The organism is Pseudomonas sp. PDM25 (genome assembly GCF_019219045.1).
Classification (GTDB): Bacteria; Pseudomonadota; Gammaproteobacteria; order Pseudomonadales; family Pseudomonadaceae; genus Aquipseudomonas.
On record NZ_JAHUWL010000004.1, the window covers coordinates 174,838 to 199,405 of the forward strand.

16 protein-coding genes are annotated in these 24,568 nt (G+C 61.1%); 3 read left to right on the top strand and 13 right to left on the bottom strand.

The genetic code is table 11. The features are described from left to right. Nucleotides 1-34: 34 nt before the first annotated feature. Both KW848_RS08975 and rep read right to left on the bottom strand, forming a co-directional pair. Nucleotides 35-607, bottom strand: coding sequence for a xanthine phosphoribosyltransferase (locus tag KW848_RS08975; RefSeq protein ID WP_008150200.1), 573 nt, complete (start codon nucleotides 605-607; stop codon nucleotides 35-37). 56 nt (nucleotides 608-663) lie between these two features. Continuing rightward, nucleotides 664-2,673: a DNA helicase Rep gene (gene rep, locus KW848_RS08980; RefSeq protein WP_008150203.1), complete on the bottom strand. Its 2,010-nt coding sequence runs from the start codon at nucleotides 2,671-2,673 to the stop codon at nucleotides 664-666. A gap of 262 nt (nucleotides 2,674-2,935) precedes the next feature. Here rep and KW848_RS08985 point away from each other — a divergent pair, with 262 nt between their 5' ends. Beyond that, on the top strand, nucleotides 2,936-4,609 hold the full coding sequence (locus tag KW848_RS08985) for a bifunctional diguanylate cyclase/phosphodiesterase (RefSeq protein WP_218536605.1): 1,674 nt from the start codon (nucleotides 2,936-2,938) through the stop codon (nucleotides 4,607-4,609). 105 nt (nucleotides 4,610-4,714) lie between these two features. Here the strand turns inward: KW848_RS08985 and KW848_RS08990 are convergent, their stop codons facing one another. Next, nucleotides 4,715-6,112, bottom strand: a complete 1,398-nt coding sequence (locus tag KW848_RS08990) for a NorM family multidrug efflux MATE transporter (RefSeq protein WP_218536606.1) — start codon at nucleotides 6,110-6,112, stop codon at nucleotides 4,715-4,717. A 158-nt stretch (nucleotides 6,113-6,270) separates the two neighbouring features. On the opposite strand from KW848_RS08990, the gene KW848_RS08995 reads away from it, so the two are divergent. Further along, entirely contained in the window at nucleotides 6,271-7,191 is a 921-nt protein-coding gene (locus tag KW848_RS08995) for a LysR substrate-binding domain-containing protein (RefSeq protein WP_218536607.1), read from the top strand. Nucleotides 7,192-7,374: 183 nt separating this feature from the next. Next, nucleotides 7,375-9,351: a methyl-accepting chemotaxis protein gene (locus KW848_RS09000; RefSeq protein WP_218536608.1), complete on the top strand. Its 1,977-nt coding sequence runs from the start codon at nucleotides 7,375-7,377 to the stop codon at nucleotides 9,349-9,351. A 156-nt stretch (nucleotides 9,352-9,507) separates the two neighbouring features. Here the strand turns inward: KW848_RS09000 and KW848_RS09005 are convergent, their stop codons facing one another. From KW848_RS09005 to KW848_RS09050, 10 genes are read right to left on the bottom strand one after another with little or no spacing between them, the layout of a single operon-like run. Further along, a complete protein-coding gene (locus tag KW848_RS09005; RefSeq protein ID WP_218536609.1) occupies nucleotides 9,508-10,947 on the bottom strand; it encodes a VWA domain-containing protein in 1,440 nt (479 codons plus the stop codon). Nucleotides 10,948-11,003: 56 nt separating this feature from the next. Continuing rightward, a complete protein-coding gene (locus tag KW848_RS09010) occupies nucleotides 11,004-11,510 on the bottom strand; it encodes a hypothetical protein (RefSeq protein ID WP_218536610.1) in 507 nt (168 codons plus the stop codon). 4 nt (nucleotides 11,511-11,514) lie between these two features. After that, nucleotides 11,515-12,249: a hypothetical protein gene (locus KW848_RS09015; protein ID WP_218536611.1), complete on the bottom strand. Its 735-nt coding sequence runs from the start codon at nucleotides 12,247-12,249 to the stop codon at nucleotides 11,515-11,517. Nucleotides 12,250-12,296: 47 nt separating this feature from the next. Beyond that, complete coding sequence (locus tag KW848_RS09020; RefSeq protein ID WP_192408929.1) at nucleotides 12,297-13,841, bottom strand: SUMF1/EgtB/PvdO family nonheme iron enzyme; 1,545 nt, start codon at nucleotides 13,839-13,841, stop codon at nucleotides 12,297-12,299. Continuing rightward, nucleotides 13,831-15,054 (bottom strand): ABC transporter permease, encoded by a 1,224-nt coding sequence (locus KW848_RS09025; RefSeq protein WP_111448299.1) that lies wholly within the window; start codon nucleotides 15,052-15,054, stop codon nucleotides 13,831-13,833. Before KW848_RS09025 ends, KW848_RS09020 begins: the two co-directional genes overlap by 11 nt. Then, nucleotides 15,038-15,739, bottom strand: coding sequence for an ABC transporter ATP-binding protein (locus tag KW848_RS09030; protein WP_111448300.1), 702 nt, complete (start codon nucleotides 15,737-15,739; stop codon nucleotides 15,038-15,040). Before KW848_RS09030 ends, KW848_RS09025 begins: the two co-directional genes overlap by 17 nt. Before the next feature lie 10 nt (nucleotides 15,740-15,749). Beyond that, nucleotides 15,750-17,741, bottom strand: coding sequence for a vWA domain-containing protein (locus KW848_RS09035; RefSeq protein ID WP_218536746.1), 1,992 nt, complete (start codon nucleotides 17,739-17,741; stop codon nucleotides 15,750-15,752). Further along, nucleotides 17,741-18,778: a hypothetical protein gene (locus KW848_RS09040; protein WP_218536612.1), complete on the bottom strand. Its 1,038-nt coding sequence runs from the start codon at nucleotides 18,776-18,778 to the stop codon at nucleotides 17,741-17,743. The genes KW848_RS09035 and KW848_RS09040 overlap by 1 nt, the downstream gene beginning before the upstream one ends. 3 nt (nucleotides 18,779-18,781) lie before the next feature. Continuing rightward, nucleotides 18,782-21,493, bottom strand: coding sequence for a putative virulence factor (locus KW848_RS09045; protein ID WP_218536613.1), 2,712 nt, complete (start codon nucleotides 21,491-21,493; stop codon nucleotides 18,782-18,784). Next, nucleotides 21,490-24,555 (bottom strand): virulence factor SrfB, encoded by a 3,066-nt coding sequence (locus tag KW848_RS09050; protein WP_218536614.1) that lies wholly within the window; start codon nucleotides 24,553-24,555, stop codon nucleotides 21,490-21,492. Before KW848_RS09050 ends, KW848_RS09045 begins: the two co-directional genes overlap by 4 nt. Between the last annotated feature and the right edge of the window lie 13 nt (nucleotides 24,556-24,568).

Genomic DNA, 24,568 nt, shown 5'->3' on the forward strand with positions numbered 1-24,568 from the left:
CCCGCTCCCACAAGTGGATGTGTGTTGTGGCGGGTTACTCGATGAAGGTTACGACGCCGCCAGCCAGCGACTGAACGCGGGCCAGGGATTCAACGCGATAACCCTGCGCATCCAGTTCCGCACGGCCGCCCTGGAACGACTTCTCGATCACGATCCCCAAACCCGCCACAGTAGCGCCGGCCTGTTTGATGATCGAGATCAGCGCTTGCGATGCCTTACCGTTGGCCAAAAAGTCATCGATGATCAGCACGCGGTCGCTGCTGGTCAGGTGGCGCGGGGAGATCGCCACGGTGCTTTCGGTCTGCTTGGTGAAGGAGTAAACGGTCGCCGACAGCAGGTTTTCGGTCAGGGTCAGGGACTGATGCTTGCGCGCAAAAATCACCGGCACACCGAGGTTCAGGCCGGTCATGATCGCCGGCGCGATGCCCGAGGCTTCGATGGTGACGATCTTGGTGATGCCCGAGTCCTTGAACAGCGAGGCGAATTCGTCGCCGATCAGCTTCATCAGGGCCGGGTCGATCTGGTGGTTCAGAAAGGCGTCGACTTTCAGGACCTGGTCGGAAAGCACGATGCCTTCTTCGCGAATTTTCTTGTGCAGTGCTTCCATGAAGCTTTCCTCTAAGGACGGCTATGCGTCTAAGGCTGGTTAAAAAGTAGTCGATTCTAGCGCTTTAACATCGCGCGTATATCCGCCAATGCGGTATTCCCGCGAACGGCTTTGACTTCAACGGGCGTGTCGTCGGTGCCTTCCCAGGCCAGGTCGTCCGGCGGCAACTCATCGAGGAAGCGGCTCGGCGCGCAATCGATGATCTCGCCGTATTGCTTACGCTTGGCGGCGAAGGTGAAGGCCAGCGTCTGACGCGCTCGGGTAATTCCGACGTAGGCCAAGCGACGTTCTTCTTCGATGGTGTCGGCTTCGATGCTGGAACGGTGCGGAAGGATTTCCTCTTCCATGCCCATGATGAACACGTAAGGGAATTCCAGACCCTTGGAGGCGTGCAGGGTCATCATCTGCACACCTTCGGCGCCGTCTTCCTCTTCCTGCTGACGTTCCAGCATGTCGCGCAGGACGAGTTTGCCGATGGCGTCTTCGACTGTCATCTCGCCTTCTTCGTCTTTCTCGAGGGTGTTCTTCAACGCCTCGATCAGGAACCAGACGTTACCCATGCGGTAATCGGCGGCCTTGTCGCTAGAGCTGTTGGTGCGCAGCCAGTTCTCGTAGTCGATGTCCATGACCATGCTGCGCAGCGCCGAGATCGGGTCTTCACCGGCGCATTGCTCGCGGACCTTGTCCATGAAGCGCTTGAAGCGTGACAGACGATCGGTGAAGCGCGTATCCAGATGTTCGCCCAGGCCGATTTCGTCGGTGGCGGCGTACATCGAGATTTTGCGTTCGGTGGCGTAGTTGCCCAGCTTTTCCAGCGTGGTCGAACCGATCTCCCGGCGTGGGACGTTGATCACCCGCAGGAAGGCGTTGTCGTCGTCCGGGTTCACGATCAGGCGGAAGTAGGCCATCAGGTCTTTCACTTCCTGACGTCCGAAAAAGCTGTTGCCGCCGGACAGGCGATACGGAATCTGGTGGTGTTGCAGCTTCAGCTCGATCAGCTTGGCCTGGTAGTTACCGCGGTACAGGATCGCAAAATCGCTGTAGGGCCGATCCGTGCGCAAGTGCAGGGTCAGCAGTTCCACGGCCACGCGCTCGGCTTCGGCGTCTTCGTTGCGGCAACGGATCACGCGGATCTCGTCGCCGTGACCCATCTCGCTCCACAGCTGCTTTTCGAATTCGTGCGGGTTGTTCGAGATCAGTACGTTGGCGCAGCGCAGGATGCGGCTGGTGGAGCGATAGTTTTGCTCCAGCATCACCACTTTCAGGGACGGGTAATCGTCCTTGAGCAGCATCAGGTTTTCCGGCCGCGCGCCGCGCCAGGCGTAGATCGACTGGTCGTCATCGCCCACCACGGTGAACTGATTGCGTATGCCAATGAGCAACTTCACCAGCAAATACTGGCTGGCGTTGGTGTCCTGGTATTCGTCCACCAGCAGGTAGCGGACTTTGTTCTGCCATTTTTCGAGGATGTCGGCGTGTTCCTGGAACAGCTTCACCGGCAGCAGGATCAGGTCGTCGAAGTCCACCGCGTTGAACGCCTTGAGCGTGCGCTGATAGTGGGTGTAGACGATGGCGGCGGTCTGTTCCTTGGGGTTGCGCGCGTTTTCCAGGGCTTCGGGCGGCAGGATCAGGTCGTTTTTCCACGAGCCGATCATGTTCTTGATCTCGTCGACGCCGTCGTCGCCCGAGTATTCCTTCTGCATGATGTCGGTCATCAAGGCTTTGACGTCGGTCTCGTCGAAGATCGAGAAACCCGGCTTGTAGCCCAGCCGCACGTGTTCCTTGCGGATGATGTTCAGGCCCAGATTGTGGAAGGTGCAGACGGTCAGGCCGCGGCCTTCGCCGCCCTTGAGCAGGGTGCCGACCCGTTCCTTCATCTCGCGCGCGGCCTTGTTGGTAAAGGTCATGGCGACGATGTACTGGGCGCGGATGCCACAGTTCTGGATCAGATGCGCAATTTTGCGGGTGATCACGCTGGTCTTGCCGGAGCCTGCACCGGCGAGCACCAAAAGAGGGCCGCCGACGTAGCTCACGGCTTCTTGCTGCCGGGGATTGAGTCGGGACATACGAAATCAGGGAGTCGTTTGCGAAATGGGCCGGCATTTTAACAGGCTCAGCGAATTGTGCTGCTCTCTCCGACTTGTGACGCAGCACGCTATCTATATTTGCCGGTTTTGATACTTTCACGCAGGATGCGCGATGAATGTGCGTCTATTGTTCATGTTCAAGATACAAAGCCGCGTTTGATAACCGGGGTCATTTGGTCATTGGTTACCGGCGCTGCATAATGCCCGCCGCCTACATCTTTGCAGAGTCTAGGGAGCTAGCTTGTCTACGCCTGTCGAACCCTTGCGTTTGCTGCTACTGGCCGAAGAGCCAGCGTGGGCAGCGTTGTTGCGCGAGTGCCTGGCTCCGATGGGGAGCTCGACCGTGCTGATCAGTGCGCCGAGCTGGGAGTCGGTCAGCAGTCTGTTCGATGACAACCGCGGTGCGGTGTTGTTGACGATTCCAGCGCTTCAACCTCTACCTGGCCGTTGCAGCCTGCCGACGGTATTGCTGCTCGAGCATGAGCCGCTGTTACCGCCCGATGGGGTGAGTGACTGGCTGGTGCGCGATGTACTCGATCCCGGCATGTTGCGCCGTTGCCTGCGGCATGTGCGCGAACGTGGCCTGCTGGAAAACACCCTGCAGCGCCTGGCCGAGCAGGACCCGCTGACCGGCATCGCCAACCGCCAGGGTTTCCAGACCTTGCTGGCGGCACGCCTGGCGGAAAACGACGGCCGCGGCCTGGCCCTCGGTCATCTCGACCTCGACAACTTCCGTCACGCCAACGATGCCCTCGGCCACCAGGCCGGTGACCGGTTGATCCTGCAAGTGGTCGCGCGGCTGAAAAGCCAGCTTGAGGCCAGCGATCAACTGGCCCGACTGGGCAGTGATGAGTTCGCCCTGCTGATCGACACCCGTCGTGCGCCTCAGCGCGCCGAATGGATGGCCGAACGCATTACCGAAGCCCTGTCCGAACCCTATTGGGTCGACGGCGAAAGCCTGTTGATCGGCTCCAGCCTGGGTATCGCTCACGCCCGGGCCCAGGCCGGCGCGGACCCATTGATGTGGCACGCACACATCGCCATGCAACAAGCCAAAAGTACTCAGGGCTGCACTTTTCACATCTTCAACGAACGCATCAATCGCAATGCCCGCAGCATGGCCGATCTCGAAAGCGAGCTGCGCCGGGCGTTGCGCCGGGATGAACTGGAACTGCATTACCAGCCTCGCCTGAACCTTGAGGACGGGCAGATCGTGGGCCTCGAAGCCTTGGTGCGCTGGCGCCATGCCGAGCGTGGCTTGCTGCCTCCGAGCGAATTCGTGCCGCTGGCCGAGCAAAGCGGCTTGATTGTGCCGCTGGGTTACTGGGTGATTTCCCGCGCGTTGCGCGACATGCAAGCGTTGCGCGAGCGGGGTTTGCCGGCGTTGCACATGGCGATCAACCTGTCGTTCCGGCAGTTTCAGGACAGCCAGTTACTCGCGACACTGAGTCGGCTGATTGCAGAGCGCGGTGTCGAGGCGCAATGGCTGGAGTTCGAACTGACTGAAACCGCGGTGATGCGCCGCAGCGATCTGGTGAAGCAGACCATGGATGCCTTGGGGCGTCTGGGTGTGCGCTTTTCCCTGGACGACTTCGGCACCGGTTTCTCTTCGTTCGTGCACCTCAACAGCCTGCCGATTACCTTGCTGAAGATTGACAAGAGCTTTGTCGGCGGCATGGAACAGCGCGAAGAGAATCGCAAACTGGTCCACGCGATGATCAATCTGGCGCACAACCTCAATCTTGAAGTGGTCGCCGAAGGCGTAGAAACGCCGGAGCAACTGACTCTGTTGCGCGGGTTTGGCTGCGATCAGGTGCAGGGCTATCTGATCAGCAAGCCGTTGCCGTTGGCGGAGCTGGTTGAGTACTTGACCTTCGGTAGCAACCAGCAGCCCGCCCTGGAAGTCGTGAACTAACCCCGATCCTGTAGGAGCAAGGCTTGCCCGCGATGCAGGCGACACGGTCTTGCAGGCACACCGCGTTATCGTTCATCGCGGGCAAGCCATGCTCCTACAGGGATCTCAGTCAGTCTGAGCGATTTGGAAACGTGCCTCTGACGATGGCTCCTGCCGAATCATCTTTTTCATCTTCCACTCAAACGCCCACGTCAGGCTCACCGCCGCGCACGCCAATCCCAGCGCCAACCCCCACCACACGCCTGTCGGCCCCCAATTCAAATGGAAGGCCATCCACCAGGCGGCTGGCGCGCCAATCAGCCAATAACAACCCAAACCCACGAGGAACGTGGTCTTGGCATCCTTGAGCCCGCGAATGCAGCCCATGGCGATGGTTTGCGTGCCGTCGAACAGCTCGAACCACGCGGCGACCGCCAACAGGCTCACAGCCAGGTTGATGACGTCGCGAAACGCCGGGTCGTTGTGGTCCAGGAACAAACCGATCAACTGATTCGGCAGCAACCAGAAGACCATGGCGAAGGCAAGCATCGCCGCCGCGCCAAAAGCGATGCCGACCCGTCCCGCCAGCCGTGCATTCAGCAGCTGCCCGGCACCGTAGTGCTGCCCGATGCGCATGGTGATCGCATAGGAAATCCCCGCCGGAACCATGAACGCCACCGAGACGATTTGCAGGGCGATCTGGTGTGCGCCCAGTTGCGTACTGCCCATGGTGCCCATGCACAGCGCGGCGAACGCAAACAGTCCGACTTCTACCGCGTAGGTGCCACCAATCGGCAGGCCCAGGCGCCACAGTTCCTTCAGATACTGACGGTTAGGCCGCGACAGGCCTTGGCGCAAGGGATAAGCGTCATAAGCCGGATGCCGACGGATGTGCCAGGCCAGCGCCAGCGCCATGCAGTTGGCGACAATAGCGGTGACCAGCCCGATGCCTATCAGCCCCAGTTTTGGCAGACCGAACATGCCGGTAATCAATGCGTAATTGAGCAGGAAGTTGGCCACGGTGCCGCCGAGGCTGATGACCATCACCGGTGTTGCCCGGCCGATGGCGCTGGTGAAGCCGCGCAGGGCCATGAAGCTCAGGTAGCCGGGCAGGGCGAACGGCAGAATCAGCAGGAACTGCCCGGCCGCGTGGACGTTGGTTTCGGTCTGGCCGAACAGCAGCAACACCGGTTTGAGGTTCCACAGCAACAGCCCGGCCACCAACGCCATCAACCACGCCAGCCATAACCCGGCCTGGGTCAGCCTGGCGGCGCCGACGATGTCGCCAGCACCCTGACGGATGGCCACGAGGGTGCCGACCGCCGCAATGACGCCAATGCAAAAGATCGACACGAACGAGTAAGTGGCGGCGCCCAAACCGCCACCGGCCAGCGCTTCGGGACTCAGGCGCGCCATCATCAAGGTGTCGGTGAGGACCATCAGCATGTGCGCCAACTGCGAGGCAATCAACGGCCCCGCCAGCCGCAGGATGGCCCAGAGTTCGGTACGTGCTGGATGCTGCATGGTCATCACGCTCGATAATTAAAGAGGGACAGGAAAGCGTCGATTCTCGGCGCTCTACGGGGTTTGCACAAAGGGATAAAAAGGATGGGTGGCATGATTCAAACTCATGCTGGAAGTTTCTGCTAGGGTGACCGAATCCCGCTATAGGAGCTTTCCGAATGTCCCGTCGTCTTCCTCCCTTGTATGCCCTGCGCGCATTCGAAGCGGCGGCGCGGCACAGCTCGTTTACCCGTGCGGCCGAAGAACTGTCGATCACCCAAAGTGCGGTCAGTCGGCACATTCGTACGCTCGAAGAGCATTTTGCCTGTCGGCTGTTTCACCGCAGTGGGCGCAATCTGCAACTGACCGAATCGGCGCGGTTGATCCTGCCCGGCATTCGCGAAGGCTTCACGGCCCTGGAGCGGGCCTGCAATACCTTGCGCGCCGAAGATGACATCCTGCGCATGAAAGCGCCGTCGACCCTGACCATGCGTTGGCTGCTGGCACGGCTCAGCCGCTTTCGGCACCTGCAACCGGGCAACGAGGTGCAATTGACCAGCGCCTGGATGGACGTCGACTCGGTGGACTTCAACCATGAACCATTCGACTGCGCCGTCATCCTCAGCAACGGTAATTTCCCACCGGACTGGGAGACGAGTTTCCTGTTCCCGGAAGAGCTGATTCCAGTCGGCGCGCCGAATCTTCTGCAGGATCAACCGTGGGATGTCGCACGGCTGGCCAGTGCCGAACTGCTGCACCCGACACCGGACCGTCGTGACTGGCGCAGTTGGCTGGAACGCATGGGGCTGACGGATCAGGTGTCGCTCAAGGGCGGGCAGGTGTTCGACACGCTGGAACTGGGCATGATCGCCGCCGCCCGAGGTTATGGCGTGTCCATGGGCGATTTGTTGATGGTGGCGGAGGATGTGGCTCAGGGGCGTCTGAGTCTGCCGTGGCCGACGGCCGTCGCCAGCGGTGAGAAATATTACCTGGTCTGGCCGAAAACCCGCCCCGGAGGTGAACGTTTGCGCAGGCTCAGCGACTTCCTGCAAGGCGAAGCCCGAGCAATGGAATTGCCCGACGTTCAACACTTGGGCTGAATCGATAGAGCCGTCGCAATGGCGGCCTTGAGCCATACCCCGGTTAATTACTCAAGTATTCCGATTTTCCGCCGAAAATGCAGGTGGAACCTTCGTGCAGGTTCGACGCAATTCCCATTATTAGAATTTTGCTGAGTGTGCAGCCAGATCAAGGAAGATCCGGTCGCTCGGCCAGGAGCTGTCATGTCTCAACCTCGTGCCCGGATCGCCTCACAGCTTGGTCTTGCGCTTGCCGTGATACTGGCGATTGTCATCAGCGGCAGTACCGTGTTCGCCCTGCGTTCGCTGGATTCCGCCAACCTTGCCACCCGCGAAGAGCACCTGGCCAGTGAAGCCCGGTTGCTGGCCGATCAGTTGAGTACCTTTCACGGCACGTTGCGTGAAAGCACCCAGCGCCTGAGTGGTCTGTTCGAGAAGCGCTTCAGCGCCGGTTTGAGCGTGCACCCGGATGAACCGGTGGCAGTAGCGGGCGCGCAGACGCCGGGCCTGCACCTGGGCAGCGAAGTGCTGAACAATAATTTCAAGGAAGTGGACGAGTTCAAGCAAATGACCGCCGGTGTTGCCACGGTGTTTGTGCGCAGCGGCGAAGACTTCATTCGGGTCAGCACGTCCCTGAGCAAACAGGACGGCAGCCGAGCCATCGGCACGCTGCTCGATCACGCGAACCCGGCGTATGCACGCTTGATGGCGGGGCAGAGTTACGTCGGTCGCGCCTTGCTCTTCGACCGCTCCTACATGACCCAATACACCCCCGTACGCGATATCAGCGGCAGGGTGATTGCCGTGCTGTTCGTAGGATTCGACTACACCGACGCGCAAAACGCGCAGTTCGCCAACCTCAAGCGCTTCCGTATCGGCCAGACCGGTTCCCTGGCGCTGCTGGATGAACAGAGCAAATGGCTGGTGCCGATCGCGGGTGTACAAGCGTTGGATCAAGCGGTCCCGGCCATCGTCAGTCTGGCGAAAACGCCGGGCAAGGGCGAGTTCTGGAGCGATAAGTCCGAAGACTTCTACAGCATTGCCGTACCGTTTGAAGGTGGCCCATGGTCGGTCGTGGCGAGCATGCCGAAAACCGAAATCCGTGCCGTGACCTGGAGTGTCGGCATTCAATTGGCGATTGGCAGTCTGCTGGCGATGTTGATCGCTGTGGGGGCGGCGGTCTGGTTGCTGCGCAGCAAACTCGCCCCTTTGGGTGATCTGGTGCGTCAGGCCGAAGCCTTGGGTGCCGGTGATTTGAGCGTGCGGCTGAACGTATCGAGCAACGACGAAATCGGTCAGCTGGCCCGTGCGTTCAACCAGATGAGCCAGGCGCTGTCGACCATGGTCGAGCACATCCGCAAGGCCTCGCAAGAGGTCAACAGCCGCGCCCAGGCCTTGTCCGGTCTGTCCGGTGGCGCCTATGAAGGGATGGAGCAGCAGTCGGGCGAAATCACCAGCATGGCCGGCGCCGTGGAAGAGTTCAGCGCCACCTCCCTGAACATTGCCGACAACATGGGCAGCACTCAGCGTCTGGCTCAAGAAAACGCGCAGCAAACCCAGATCGGTCGTACGTCGATGGACGAAGCGTCCTCGTCCCTGGAACAAATCGCCGGCGCGCTGAACAGCACGGCGACGGTGATCAATACCTTGGGCCAGCGCTCCCAGGAAATCGGCGGCATCGTCGGTGTGATTACCTCGATTGCCGAGCAGACCAACTTGCTGGCGCTCAACGCCGCCATCGAAGCCGCGCGTGCCGGTGAGCAGGGGCGTGGTTTTGCGGTGGTGGCCGATGAGGTGCGTAACCTGGCGTCGCGTACCCGTCAGGCCACTGATGAAATTTCCGGCATGATCCAAAGCATTCAGCAGGAAACCGGTAACGCCATCAGCACCATGGAACAGGGCAATGTGTTGATGCAGGAAGGGTTGTCGCGTAACGCCAATGTGGCTTCAGCCCTGGCGCGGATCGACGAGCAGAGCCGTTCGGCCGGTGAGCAGTTTGCCGCGATTACCACGGCGACTCAGGAACAGAGCAGTACTGCGACGTTGCTCAGCAGTAACCTGCAAAGCATTGCCCTGGCGAACAGTGAACAGCGGGAAGTGGTGTCCAATCTGGCGATCACCGCCAAAGAGCTGGAGAAGCTGGCGGCGGATTTGCGGCATGAGGTTGACCGGTTTCGTTGAGGTGCCGCTGATATAGCCATCGTCGGAACGCCGCCCGGAGCCGGCTCGCTCCCACAAGGTTATGTGTCGTTCCGCTCTCTTGTGAACGACACAAAACCCTGTGGGAGCGGGCTTGCTCGCGAATGGAGTCACCTCAATTCAGGATCTGTCCCCTAGCTAGTTACACTTGGCATTGCTGGACACTTCCTTGGTCGCCTGTTTCAGCTGGCTACCCAGTTCTGCCGCATTGGTGCTGTTGTAAACCCGGCCACCGGTGTTTTCAGCGATGCAACGTGACGGGCCACCGGCACCGATTTTCACCACGTTGACCCGCAGGCGCGGCTGTTCCCTGGCGATTCGGCGGGACACCGCGCAAGCATCTTTATCGCAACCGTCCTCGCCGTCGACGAACATCACGATCACTGCATCGTTATTGCGCCCGTCGACCTTGCTGGCGGCGTAGGCCAGGCTGTCGGCCAGTGGCGTGCCATCGTTGGGAACCAGACCGCGAATCCCGTTGATCAATCGCTGACGATCGCCAAACTTGAACACGCCCTGGTCCGGTGTTCTTTCGCAACCGGCGAAGGTGATCAGGCGCGTGTCGATCTTCGGGTCCAGCCCATTGATCATGCCGGCCAGCGAGTCCTTGGCGACATCCATGCGGCTGGGCTTGGCGAAGATCTGCATGGTGCGGTTCGGGTCCAGGTACTTGTTCATCTCATTGCCGAAGAACCAGTCCTCATCGGATTTCACCGACTTGATGTTCAAATCCATCGAACCCGAGGTGTCGAGTACCACCACAAATTGCGGCGGCACGGCATCAGGCGCTTTTTTACGGCACGCGTAGTTGTCCAGCGTCGGGGCTGGAGGTGGCGGCGGTGGAGGTGGCGGCGGTGGCGGCGCGGCCACGACCGGTTTTGGTGGTGGGACCGGCTTCGGCGGCGGCACGGGTGCTGGTTCGGGCACGGGCTCTGGTTCCGGAACAGGTTCCGGTTCCACGGCAGGCTCGGGAACAGGCTCGACCGGTTTCTCGACGGGCGCCACCACGGGCGCTACCGGCGCAACCGGTGGAACCACGACAACCGGCTCACGGTGCAAGAACCACCAGAGCCACAGCGCCAGAAGCAGCAACAACAACGCGAGCAAGGCCGCCGCGATCCACCAGCCACGGCGCGATGGCGGTACGACCGGCACCACCGGAACGACCGGCGGTACGATCGGTTTGGGCGGGCGCTGGTTCCAGCGCACTACCAAAGGCTCACCGTTGAGGCTGTAAAGTTTGTCCAGCTCCGGTGTGCCGAGCAGGCTGCGCAGGTCTTCGGCTTCCGTCGGTTGACCGCGTCTTTGCAGTTCGTCCGCCAGTTGCCCGAGGGACGTCTGGCGCACTTCATAGGTTTCCAGCAAACGTCGTTGCGCGTCCTCGTTGAGGTCGGCGTAGGGCGTAGGTTGGCCACCCAGTTCGGTCCACCATTCCAGCACGTCGCCGCTGCCCATCCGCGGGATGGCAAACAGGCTGGCGACGGTCGGCGGAAAGTGTTTCTGGATGAGGGCGACTTTAGCTTGCAGCGCACTCATCCCCTCCGGTGTGGCTTGCGCATCCCTGATGACCCGCTGCATGACGACGATTCCTGAAAAAGTGCAGGCCTTCAACGGGAGGCCTGCGGGGTGAAAAGTTACTCTTCGTAGCCGAGGCTGAATTGCAGCTGATTGACCTTCTTCTGCAACGCCTTCAGCTCTTCCTGCTTGGCCTTCAGCGTCGCTGGAGTGGCTTTGGTGGCAGGCGTTGCCTGCGAAGCCTTGAGCTGCTGCTCGAGACCGGCGATCTGCTTTTTCACCTGGCTTTCATTGCCATGCCGGGCCTTGAGCGAGGCCAGCAGTTGTCCCAGCGACTGATTCAGCGCCGCCTGGGCTTTCTGCTGGCTGGCCAGGTCGGTTTTGGTGCTCAGTTGCTGGGCCTGAATGTTCTCGTACACCTTACGGAACATTGCGTTTTGCTGACGGGACTCGCTCAGGGCCAGTTCCTTCTGCTTGACCTGATCGCTGTAGCCACCGGAGTAGTCGCAGTTCATCTTGGTCAGCATGCTGCTGTCGCGATTGGTCGCATCGCATTCGCCCGGTTGGGTCGCGCAACCGCTCAAGGCCAGGACGGCGGTGAGGACCGCCAGTTGTCGTAACGTCATGTGCTTAGCCCAGGGTGATGGCGGAGCGTTGGCTGTACAGACCGTCGACTTCCTTCTGCAGGGCAGCGACTTTCTGGTTCATTTTCTTAATGTTCATGTCCACCTGCTTGATCTCGGCGCCAGTGGCGCCTTGTGCACGCTCGGCGTCTGCCACTTTGGTGTACTCGGTGACTTTGATGCGCATGTTGCCGAGGTCTTTCCGCAGGCGCGCGATGTTCGAATCGATCTCGGCGATTTGCTCCTGGGCCTGGATCTTGTCGACTTTCTTGTTGGCGATGTCCTTTTTGATCCGGGCGATTTTCGCCTGATCATCATTGATCACTTGCTGAGCGGTCGCGGTACGGGCGATCACGTTCTGGGTGTCTTGTTCGACGTCGCTGTTCATTTTAGCCAAGCGGGTGGTGGTGTCGGCGTATTCGGTGCGACGCTGATCCAGGTAGTAGTTCGCGCCCATGGCCACGCCACACGCGGTAATACCGGCGGCGACGGCGCACACGGCTTTGTTGTTGCTGTTGGACAGCGCGCAAGCGAGGATGCCGACACCGGCGCCCATGGCGCAGGCCTGATAGCCGGACTTGCTGAAGAACTCTGCATCCTGCCCCTGGGTCAGGCGCGGGTCGGTGCCGTCGCTGTCGCCGAGCATGGAGCTACCGGTGTTGGCGCAACCGGTCAGCAACAGGCTGCCGGCGACAACGAAAGCGATCTGTAGCTTGAAGCGAGTCCAAAGGCTGCGCGACATGGTGAAACTCCTCGGTGACGGTGTTGACGAGTTGTTATTAAGGTGAGTTATTGGGTAACGGTTTTGCAGCTGTTCAGCCAGGCTTCAGTGTCGATCTTCTGCTTTTGCAGGAACGCCTTCTGATTGGCCCAGTGGGTGCGCAAGTAAGGTTTGAGGTCTTGCAGCTGTTTGTTGCGGGTGATGATTTCTTCCATCACCGGGACCTGCGTTTCAAGCAATGGCTGGCCGTACAAGGTCGCCGATTCCACCAGGCTGCTGGCATAGTAGCGGCTGAGCTTGTGCAGGCGATCCTTCTGCTCGTCGAGCTTGCCTTTGCGCATGTCGCAACTGGCGTCTTTGTCCGCGCTTTCGCAATTGAGCTTGTAGTTCTTTTGCAGGAAGTCCAAGTACTGGCCGTCGTCTAGCATCTTGGTGCACAAGAATGCGCCCAGATTGAGGCTGGCGCGAATCGCCTGGTCACGGGTTTCTTCCTGCTGCTGGTTGCTGGCGCGCAACTTGTTTTCCAGGGCCTGGAGTTTTTCCTTGAGCGCTTTGTCTTCGACGCCCGAGGCCAGGCTGTTCAGAGACTGAACGGTGCCTTTGTCGGCGGATTCGGTTTCCTTGCTGCCGGTGCCGAGTTTCTTCCAGCTGCTTTCAATGCTGGCGACCCGTTCGCGAGAGGTGAGGGTCGGTGAGACCATGACCAGGCGCAGGCCGGTGGTTTTGTTTTTTACCTGGCCGTCGGCGTTGTAGTACGGCTGTTCCTTGCGCAACGCCGTGCGCAGGTCAGCCTGAGCGGTCAGGTAGTTGCCGCCACGCACCACATAGCCGCCGGCCTGACCGTGCTGGCGATCAAGTTTGTTCAGGCGAAACGGCTCGAACATCATTTCGTCGACGTTGCCGAGCATGTCGTGCAGGCCCAGAGGATTGGGCTTTTGCAGGCCGGACAACTGCACTTTACCGTTGGACGATTGCGCCCCGGCGAACCACTCGTAGGCGTTGATGCCTTCCGGCATCGGGTAGTGCGTATCACGGAATTCCGCGGCGCCGACTTCCAGCCCGCCACGCGCGGCGAACTCCCACTCGACTTCAGTCGGCAGGCGCAGGAAGCCCTGTGCGCCGTCCTCCTTGGGCAACTTGTCGGCGGCGTTTTTGCGCAACCACAGGTTGTACTTGTCGGCGGCTTCGATGGCTTGCACCCAGCTCACTGCGGTTTGCGGCACGCGCATTTTGGTGGCGGCGGTGGGGCAGGTTGCGTCGGTCAACGCGGCGTATTGCAGCTGACTCATCTCGTACTTGGCCATCAGGTAGTAACGGGATTTGTCGTTCTTGGCGCCTGTGAAACTGCCGGCGATGAACGTCGGTCGGGTCTGTTCGACGTAGCCATATTCCGCGCCGTCCTGACCAATGTTGATCGGGTAGTCATCGAGCGGCCCGGCCAGGGGGATGAACACTTTGCGAAAGACCATCGAGCCTTCGCAGGGCATCGGCAGCACCACGTCGGCGGCGTCCGGCATCGGGTTATAAAATTTCTCTTCCCAGCCCGCCGCCGAGGCGTCGAGCATATAGCCGAGGCTCAGGGGCAACAGCAAGCCAAAACGTTTATAGCTCACGCAGACTCTCCGCAGGTTGGATGTTGATGGCTCGCAGGGCGCCGATCACGGCCACCAATGCAGCGACCAAAAAAGTCAGGAGCAGGGCGGCAAGGCCATGCCAGACAGTGATGTGGCAAACGAAGGTGCCGGTGGCCTGGCTGCTGCCGAGCAGGTAGTCGAACAGATGACTGCCTACGGCATAAAACCCCAGCCCGCCAACGTAGCCGGCCAGGCTCAGCACCAGCGCTTGCAGGACCACGAAACCGCCGACGGCCCGGCGCTTGAAACCCAGCAAACGCAGGACCGCGAGGCTTTTGCGTTTGCGGTCGATGTTGGCCAGGAACGCGCCGACCATCGACGCCACGCAGCCAATCAGCGCCGCCACGGCGATTACGCCGAAAATCAGCCCCAGCACATGGTTGATGGCTTTGACGTTGTCGATGTCGGCCAGTCGGCTCGAGGTTTCGATGTGTTGTTCGTTGAGCCAGTGCTCCAGCGGCGCGACTTGATCGATGTCGCGCGCATACACGCGGGCGCGGGCGTACAGCGGTTGCAGATCGCCCAGAGGCTTGCCGGTGACAACGCCGAACGCACTGACCTGATACCCGTCGCGAAAGCGCTCCAGATCCAGCAGCAGCGGCGGGGCGACAAACCCGGCCGCGCGGCCGAAGCGCGCACCGTCGAGCACAGCCAGCACCGTCAGGGTCATCTCGCCGCGTTCATTGACACCTTCCAGACGACGCAACACCCGCAGCTGCACGCTGTCGCCGGCCTTGGCCTGCAAACTTTGCGCGGCGCGGGCGCTGAGGATCACTTGATTGCCGACCGGGTTGAGCGACGGCAGATCCAGTTGTGGATCGCCAGGTTCCGTGGCGATGATTTCCGCACCTTCGACAAACCGTTGCATGCCGATCCACAGGTCAGCCTGGGTATTGAGCGAGCGCGTCTGGCCGAGGGCAAAACCGGTTTCGGGGCGCAGGCGCAAACGCTCGATCCAGGCTGTGTCGTAGTTGCCGTTGCTGAGCATCTTCACTTCAAGGTTGCGCGGGTCGCGCAGCAGTTCATCCTGCAACTGGCTGACCACCCCGTGCTTGAGCCCGAACAGCAGCAACAACGGCGCAATCACCGCCACCAGCGACGCGGCGATGCACAGCGAGACCTTGCGGTCGTGCCAGAGGTCTTGCAGCGCCAGGGAGCCCAGCAGGCGCAAGCGATCAGTCCATCGGTTCAAACAGTGTTTCTCCCTGACGGCTGATAGCGCCGAGCCGCGGCAAGCCGAAATCTTTCAGCAAGGCCCAGTCATGGGATACAACGAGCGCGCTTAAACCCATGCTCGACACCAGGCTCAGCAGCAACTCGAACAAACGCCGGGCGCTGTGAGGGTCGAGCGCGGCGGTCGGCTCGTCGGCCAACAGCAGCAGCGGCTCATGGGCAATGGCGCGCACACAGGCAACGCGCTGGCGCTCGCCGATCGACAAGGCCTGCGGTTGTTTATCCAGCAACCCTTGCAGGCGCAGCACGTCAACGGCGTGGTCGATGTGCTCGCTCTTCACCGACATCCCGAGCAAACGGCGCGGCAGGCTGATGTTGTCACGTACGCTCAGGAACGGCAGCAAGCCGCCGCTCTGCAAAATGAACCCCAAGTGCCGTGAACGCACCGCTGCAAGCGCCGGCTGGTCATCAGTGGCGAGCAATTGGGCAATGTCTTGAGCGTGCGCCGCGCCCAGGCGAAAGCGCTCGAGTTCCACCGGCGCGAGTAACAGGCCGATGGCTTCGAGCAACGTGCTTTTGCCGCTGCCGCTCTCGCCGGTGATGGCGAGGATTTCTCCGGCGCCGACCTGCAAGTGCGGCAGTCGCACATGATGAGCCTGTGCGCCTTCACCACGGCGCACCAGCAGGTTCTTGATATCGAGCATCGGCGTCTCGTTAAGGCATCATTTCCAGTGGCACGGGATACACGTTGTCCCGTGCATCACTGTCCTTGGCTAAAGCGACCCAACGGTCGACATCCGCGTTGTAACGCTGGTAATGCCGCAGTTTGGTGTTCAGCGTGCGGATGAATTTCTCTTGCGCCAGACCGTCCCAGCTCTTCCAGGTCTCTTCATCCAGGTTCAGCACTTCGCTCTGATAGGGCAGGTCTTCGAGGTACTCGCCGAGTACACCCATGTCCGCCAGTTTGGCGTTGCTGTTCTGTTTGAGCTGATTGGGATCGGCGCCCATGGTCGCCGCCACCGAACGCAGGCGATCGAACATTTCCGTCGGTGAAATCAGGCCTTCGTTGGCCGCGTCGAGAATCTTCTTCATCACGTCGCTCAAGTCGCTGAGCTGGGATTTGGTCAGCAGCACCCGCACATCGGTGGTCGGGATGTTCTGCTTGATCAGGTCACGGTCGCTGATCCACGCCTTGAACACCGGCGGGGCCTTGCTGTTGGTCTTCTCGCCGAGGTAGGCGAGTTGCATGGCGTGGCCGATCAGCGCCGCGTCTTCGAGCATTTTCTTCTCGGCCGGGTCCTGCTTGGCATTCGCCGCACTGCCGATGGCGTCTTCGCCCATGTAGGCGGCTTTCACCTGAGAGGTGATCGCGGCGGCCAGTGCGTCGACCTTGCGCCCGAATTCATGAATATCGCCAGCGTTTACCGGGTAATACAGCGAGGTGTTGGTGCCCGGGTAGGTCGACAGGTTCTGGTACTGCGCCTCGGCCTTGGCGTGGTCCTTGGCCCCGGCCGGGGTTTTCAAGTGCAGGGTGTAAATCGCCACGCCCGGATTGGCGGCTTCGATGCGTACCTGCGTGGCGCTCAAACCGGTCTTCGACAGTTTGTCGTCACCTTCGATGGCGCCCGCGTCGGTGATCAACACCACGTAGCGCGCGCCGAACTGGCTCCAGTCGACCTTGTCGATGCTCTCCATGACGCCGGCAAACGAGTCTTCATCGAAGCTGCTGCTCGACACGGAGGCCTGTTTGAGGTCGGCGATCTTGGCGAAAAAGTCGGCGCTGTCTTTCACTTTGGTAGGGTCGGCGTACATCTTGGTGGTGTATTCCAGCCCCGGCACCGCCTGGGTGTTGGAGCGGAAAGCGACCATGCCGAACTTGACCTGCTTGCCGAGGTTCTGCGCTTCGATCCGCTGATAAACCTTGCGGATCGCCTCGCGGGTGCGGTCGATGTACGGATCCATCGAGATCGTCGAGTCGATGACGAACACCACCGCCGCACTGAACTCCTTCAGTTGGTTGGCGTTTTTGTCTTCGGCTGCCTTGCTACCGGCAGCGCTGTTGGCAGCGCCGCCCTTGGCATTCTTGTCATCCGGCTTGCTGACCGACGCGACGTTGAGCAGGCGCGTGCGGAAACCGCCTTCGGTCATGACTTCTTCGCCACTGAGCACCGGCAGCAGGTAGAACTGCTTTTGCAGGTCGACGAAGTATTCAGGTTCTTCAGCCAGGACGCCCGGTGCTTGTTGGCCCTTTTTCAACGTGGCCCGCAGCGGCGCGACTTTGCTGACCGGGTCCGGCGCATCGAGGATGCCTTCGACGGTGGCGCGGTCCTTGAAGAACAGCAACCGGTCGCGGTTGGCCGGGTTGGTGAAGGCCAGTGTCAGCTGCATCTTCCAGTCGGTGGTGCAGCCGGCCGGCAGCCAGCCAATGGTTTTGCCGTAGCTGTCGGGGCCGACTTTCAGCCATTCGGCGTTGTTCGCTTGGGCGCGCTCGTACACATAAAAGCGGCTGAAGACCGGTTGTGCGTCACCTGCGGCACCGCCCGCTGTCGGGCTGATCTTGCAGCCCGGGGTGGTCAGCACGCGTTGGAACAAGGTCTTTTTACCGGCCTGGATCAGCGGTTTGTCATCGGCCTGGGACAGCGGGCTGATACACAGCGCCAACAATGCGGCACCGCTCAACAGGAATCGACTCACGGGCGAACGCATCACTTCTGCAACTCCTCGAAACGCTGCTTGGCTTCGGCGTTGTTCGGGTCCTGGGTGAGGATGGTTTCGTACCAATAGGCCGCCGTGGCGTTGTCCGCGACCGGGAAGCACTCGCTGGCCTTCAGGTATTTAGGGTCGTATTCGCGGGCATAGGCATTGGCGATCAGCGCGTCACCGGCCTGGGCACGGTTGGCGTACAGGCGCTGGGCGACACCGCAGTGTTTGCCGGCCTTGGCCTGGTTGATGATCTCCAGCAACTTGGCACTGTCGGGCGCCGCCTTGATGCAGGTCTGGACGAAGGTCAATTCGGGCAGGCTGTTCATGCTCTCCAGGGTGCAGGCTTGAGCGTCGGCGCCGGCCGGTGCGGCGGCAGCGGCTGTGGCCACCGGGGCTGTCACCGGAGTGCGTTTGTAGAACCAGAATCCACCGCCCGCGGCCAGCAGCAACAACACGACAACCAACAGGCCGATCAGGCCTTTGTTGCTTTTCTTCACCGGTGCGGGAGGCGGCGTGTAGGCGCGCTCGGTGAGCACCGACTCCAATTCCAGTTCTGGCTCGGCGGTGGACAGGGTCAGCTCAGGCAGCTCCGGGATCTCGGGGATTTCCGGTGCCGGTGCCGGCGCACTCGGCGCCGTCAGTTCGGCGCCGCCGTAAGTCGAGCGCGTCTGGCCGCCAGCCGTGGACGGCAAAACGCCAACGCCTGGCCGAACCACGCCTCTGTCAGTGTGGGCTTGGTTCTGTTCGCGCAGTTCGATCTGGAACTGCGAGTTGGCGCCGCCTTCCAGCAGCGGGTCGACCACGTCCGGGCCGACCTGTGCTTCCAGGCCTTCGCCGCTGGCCGTGACGTTGAAACGCGAGACCTTGAACCAGAATGGATTGTTGCTCCAGGCCTTGTGGTCCTGGAGGTAAAAACCGTCCTGGTTACGCTGAATGGAGAACTCCAGCTGTTCCTCGCCACCCTGCCATTTCTTCACAGTGAGGCGGGCCTGGCCAGGCACATTGGGCTCTAACGCGAGCAGGTCGACACGAATTGGCATTGCTTATCTCGCTGTGAAGGCTGTGAGCACTCGGCCCAGCCGTTCATTCTGTTCAGGGGTGATTTCACGTCCGGCGCCATGGCCGGCATTGTCCTGCGTGAGGCAGGCCAGGCCCGAGAGCCAGTCGCCGAGATACCGCTGCGCCTGATTCGCCGGTTGCGCCGGTAGCACGGGCACTTGTCCCGGACTGATGTCGGTGTAGTACGAGAACAGCGGCGCCTTGGCACCGGCGCGGCTGTTCGGACGCTCGCTTACCGGTTTCTGGAGGTAGCCGAACCAGGACACGAAATCGCGCAGTACCCGTTGCACTTCCAGAACCTGGCGCTCAACCAGTTGATCGCGCCGTGCGCCGCTTTGTGCGCGTTTGAGGACCGCACGGCTCAGTTGCCCCGGCAAGTCCTGGCGATAGCCGGCGGTGATCAATTCGTCGACCACCGCTTCCAGCAATGCTTTTTCCAACCCCAGCAGGTTGAGCAGGCTTTGCCGGGTGGTCAGTTCACGCAGGTGCGCGATCCAGGCCTTGAATGCCGCTTTGGCGAATCGGTGTTCGTTGCTTTGCAGTTCGGGCGCCGGGGTGCCGGTGTTGCTGCTGACCGGCGCGTCGTGGCTCAGGTCGTCACCGAAATCGAAGTCGAAACCGGCGTCGTCGCCGTACAGGCTCTGGCTCGGTGTCGGGGCGACTGGCTCGTCCTTCGCGGCCGGCTCGTCATCGGTTTCGTACACACCACTGAGGTACAGGTCGCGCACCTCTTCGCTCGGCATGTCGAGTTGATCGATCAGCTCGCCGAGCACTGCCGGGCGACGGCCCAGGCCGGTCAGAATCTTTTGCGCCAGGGCTTTCTTGGCGGCGGCAGCACCGTCGTCGTCGGCGTGGTACCAGGTGCTCAGACCGTGAGTGGTCAGGCCTTCGAGGCATTCGCTCAATTGCTCGCGGATGCGCTGCAATTTGAATTCGATATTGGCCACGCCCTTGAAACTGCCGCTGAAGTGGCTGATGCCACCGTCATCGTTGCGCAGCATTTCTTTCCAGGCGTTGGCAGGATCGTGGATGTGTTTGCACACAAGGTCGTTGCTGGCGAAGCTGGTACCCAGCGCGCTGACACGGTCCTGATAGCTGGCATTGAGGCCCGTTTCGGCCCCCGTCGCGTCTTGTTCGATGAACGCCGCGTCCATGCGCGGTTTACGCACCAGGTAGGTGTTCTGGAACGGTGTGCCGGCCCAGTCGCTCATCCAGCTCAGGCTGCCGAAGCGCTCCAGCATGGTCAGCTTGACCATGCCGTTCCAGCTCTCGTCGTACTGATCAGGCGTCAGGCTCAGGGAGTTGGTGATGCGCAGGTCGAGCATGGTCAGCGCCCAGATCAGACCGGTTTCGCGCTTGCTGCGAGCGGCCGAGTCGGCGCCCTGGGTCTTTTCGATCCAGCGGGTCAACACCGGGCCTACGTCGTTGACGTCGCTCTGCTTGGTCGAACCGGTGCAAACCACCAGCGCATTCATTTCCTGGTTGTCGGTGTAGCGTTCGAACAGGTAGGCGACCTTGCCACGCAGGATCAGCTGCGAAACGGAGTTGTCCTTGGTGGCGGAATGCGGGTCGTTGGAGTCGGCGATCTCGTGCAGTTTCTGGCGCCCGCGATAACCGGGGAAATCCAGCAGGTCGACCTGATTGACGATGTCATCCACCGGCGCTTCGATCAGGCGGAAGGTCATTTCGGCCGTCAACGCCGCCAGTTGTGCAACCGGAATTGCCTGACTGTTTTGCAGGCGATCGCCAACCAGTGGTCGAACGTCGATCGGCAAGTCCCGTGGGCTGCCGAAGCGTTCGAGAATGTCGACGTTCATGATGCTGTCGCGCTGGCTGTAGGTGTCGTTTTCGAAACTCACCAAGGCCTTCAACGGTGCGAACACGGTCTCGGGCAGGCCCAGCTTGTGCAGCGCGCCGGCCAGTTGCTGATACACGCGTGTCAGTTCGCTTTGCTCGCCCCAGAGGATCGAAAACAGCTCGGCCCGTTCCTGGAAATTCAGGCGTGGCGCCAGTTGCAGTGCTTTGGGCCAGTACAGGTGCTCAAGTTTCTTCACCGAGTTGCGGAAGTTGTCGCGCAGGTAATCCCACAGCGACACCAGATCATCGGCGTTGACGCCCGTTTGCAGTGGCCCGGTTTCGCGGCCTTCGAACGGTTTGAGTACGCGCTGGATGCGTTCTTCGTCGATCTCGTAGGAAATGCGCTCAAGGTCGAAATCCTTGAACCAGGAGTTGGCGAGAATCTTCGCCAGCTCGATTTCCTTGAACAGCGTGAGTTCTACCGGAAAGTCATTGTCCTGACTCTCCGTGGCCCGACGGCTGAAGCGCGTCACCAGGCCGGTGGCTTCCTTGCCGCCACCCACCGGGTTGATGTGCTTGATGAAGTCCAGGCGCTGGCCACCGAAATCAGTTTCCAGCTTGCCGTTCTGACCGGCGGCAAGGGCCGAGATCAGGTAGGACTTGCCGGCCTGGGACAAACCGAAAAAACCAATGGTCATCGGCGTGCAGGCCACGCGACCGAGGCTGTGAGCCAGGTTGCGGGCGCGGTGCAGGCGGATGTTCAGGTTGTCGGCTTCGCTGTCCAGGCGTGGCGCGTTGCCGCGCGTCTGGGCAATCCAGTCCAGCGCCTGACCGGCACCGTTATAAACAGCGGCCCAACTGGCAGAGAGCTGAGTTTGATCGGGGGTCAGATCATTCATTTGCGTTTCACACTTCCACTGTCGAGCCAGTACTTGGTCTCGCTCAGGCCGGCGTCGAGCATGGTGTTGAGTTCCAGCTCGAGGTCGCTGCGCGGGTTGAAGTTGACGTTGTTACTGTTGGATTCGATGTCGCGAACCGAGAGGCGGTCGCTGACCAGATCCTGCTTGCGTGTGTACTTGTCCGCCGGCTTGACCTCGAACCGCACCTTGAGCAGCGGCGCGCTACCGTTTTCACCGATCGCGCGGGAAAACTTCTCCCGACCGGCCTTGGTGAACCGCAAGGTATACAGCGGCGACGCGGCCCAGCGGTCGGCGGCCAACTGACGGAAACCGAGGCGCAGATCGCCGCGCATTTCCAGTTGTGGCGTGTCGGCGGCATCGCCAACGCCGATTTCCGGCAGCTTGATTTTGTAGTCTTCGGACTGGATGTCGCGGTACAGCACGTCGGCATCCTTGATCACGTTGTTCAGGTCGATCACGCCGATGTGCTTGACCGTCGAATATGGCTTGAGCGCCGAAGCACGGAAGTAGAAGTTCGGCACGCTGTGGTTGGCGCACAACAGGCAGAGCATGGCGCCCACCGACGCGGTGCTTTTCGGGTCGTCGATCCGGCCGTTCTTGTGGAACGGGTACCAGCCGCCAGTGCGGTAGTTTTGCAGCGCCAGAATGCGCCCCGGTGGCAGCGGCAACACCTTGCGAATGAACGCCTGGATGCCGGGCAGGCGCGAAGGGCGGCCGGTCAGCAGCAAGACATCGCACGGGTAATGCGCGACCACTTCACATAGCGCACCGAGAATCTTGGTGATGTTGATCTGGTCGTTGAGGAACGCGGCGTGAAGCTTCTGCAGGTCGAAACTGATCGGCGCATCATACAGGTCGAAACCGCTCTGACCGCCGACATCGCGACGCACGGCGGCGTTGACGTAATCGAGCACGGTCTGGCTGATCGCGTTCTCACCGATCAATTGACGGTAGCTTTGCGGGGTGACTTCTTGCGGTACTTGCGGATCGTAATGCTCGTACGCCTTGAGCAGCGCCAGGCCCAGCGGGGCGAACACCTGCAGGTTCAATTGCTGGCGCAGGATCATGTCTTGCGCGCTGACCGATTCATCGCCACACAGGCGTGACATCAGCGAATCCGGGGCTTTCACGCCGGCGTTCTGCAAGGCTTTTTCGAAGCTTGGCAGGATAAAGTCCTGGATCACGTCCAGCAGGATGTCATCACCGGCCACTTTGAAACCATCGCGAAAACGCTGCTCGGGCACGATGTGCACGTTGCTGCCGCTGCCGGTGTTGCCGGCGCGGTCGAGGCGATAGTCGGTGATCACCAGGTCCGTGGTGCCGCCGCCGATGTCGATGGTTGCCAGGGTGATGCGTTCGCGGTCGGTCTTGTCGGGGCGGGCGATGGTGTCGAAAAACTCTTCCGGGTGACCGGCGAAGTTCTCGTTGACCTCGGTGTACAGGTACACCAACTGGCCGCAAGAGGCTTCGTCCCATTCCACGCGGATACTCGGGATCGGCGTGCGCGGGCTGACGGCCTGATCCTGATGTGGATCCTCTTCGCCGACATGCCAGCCGAGGCTCTTCCACACCAGGCCGATGGCTTGCAGCATGCGTTCGTTGAGGATGCTGCGCTCGGCCTGCGGCATGCCCGGCGGCACGGTCAGGGTGATGCTGTTGAGCTGACGCGGCACGCGGGTGTGGCCCTGGCGGGAACGCTGGGCCGGGCTGTTGATTTGCGACAGCGCCTGGGCCAGCACTTCGGCGAGCATGAAGGTCATCAGCGAGCTGCGCGAGTAACGCGGCATGAACACCGGCAGACGATCGTCTTCTTCGAGGCTGTAAAGCGCCTCGCCGGTTTCATTGATCAGGTGCGAGAACGGCGCGGCCGTGGCGTACGGCTCGCTGTCGGTCTTGATGTACGAACAGTTGAAGCGCCAGCCGTGGCCGTAGGCGTTTTCATCCCACAGATAACGTTTCGGGCTGGACAGACCAGTGGAACCTTCGGTACCGCGACGACGGCTGGCCAGACGGCTGGCCTCATTGCCGACGCGGGCAATCGTCGCCCACTGGAACGCATCGTGCCGGCCGCTCTTGACCGAACAGTGGTCCTTGCCGAAGTACGCCTGGGCGAATTCCACGCGGCTTTCGAACGGCAGATTGTAGGTGTGTTCGGGGGTGATCAGGTCGCGCAGTTCCAGCACGTAATTTTGCTTCAGCCCGGAGCCGGCCTGACCGTGGTTCTCGATCAGGATGCCGCAGGTGCGCGAGTTGCCGACGTCCAGCACCAGGTCCACCGGAATCGGTTTGACCAGGCCATTGCTGTCGTTGGCGACTACTTTCAGCTCAGGGATTTCAACTTTCGCACGGGCCGTCGACTGTTGGGCGGCGGACGGTGTGCTCAACAGGCTAAGCAAATTGAGGTAGTGCGCCAGGTGATAGTTGGCGCGGATATCGGTGTCCAGCTCTGCGCGCGAGCGGTGGGCATTGCCCTCGTTGAACACTTCCAACAGCCACTCGTTGACCCACGGCTGGGCCAGGAACCAGCGGGTTTCGCTGGCCTTCGTCGCCAGTTTGAAGGACACGCCGGAGCTGATGTCTTCTTCGTTGGGCGCCAGGTAAGCGGTGCCGTCACGCTTGGGCATCACGCGGCTGTCGAACGCCATCGTCAGGCGGTGGGTGTTGCCGTCGATGTCGGGCGTCGCCAACTTCACCAGACGCATGCGCGACCAGTTGGTCGGGCCTTCGTCGAAGCGATGCGGCGGCATGAAGCGGAAAAACGGGGTCGGCAGCCAGATACCGTCCAGCAACTCGAGGCTGCTTTTCATATCGACGCTGAACGCAGGTTTGGCTTTCTCGACCTTTTCCGGTTCAGGTTCGTAGAAAAAGAAGTCTTTCTCTTCGTTGTACGACAGGCGGCAGATCAGCCCGCTGATCATCGGCGCGAATTCGCCCGCCGGTTCCTTGCGGGGGTCCAGACGCAGCGCGAAATCCATGAACTGGATGCCGGTGTCGCTGACCAGCGTGACGGTGTCTTCGAATTGGGTGACTTCAGGCAACATGTCGGGTTATTCC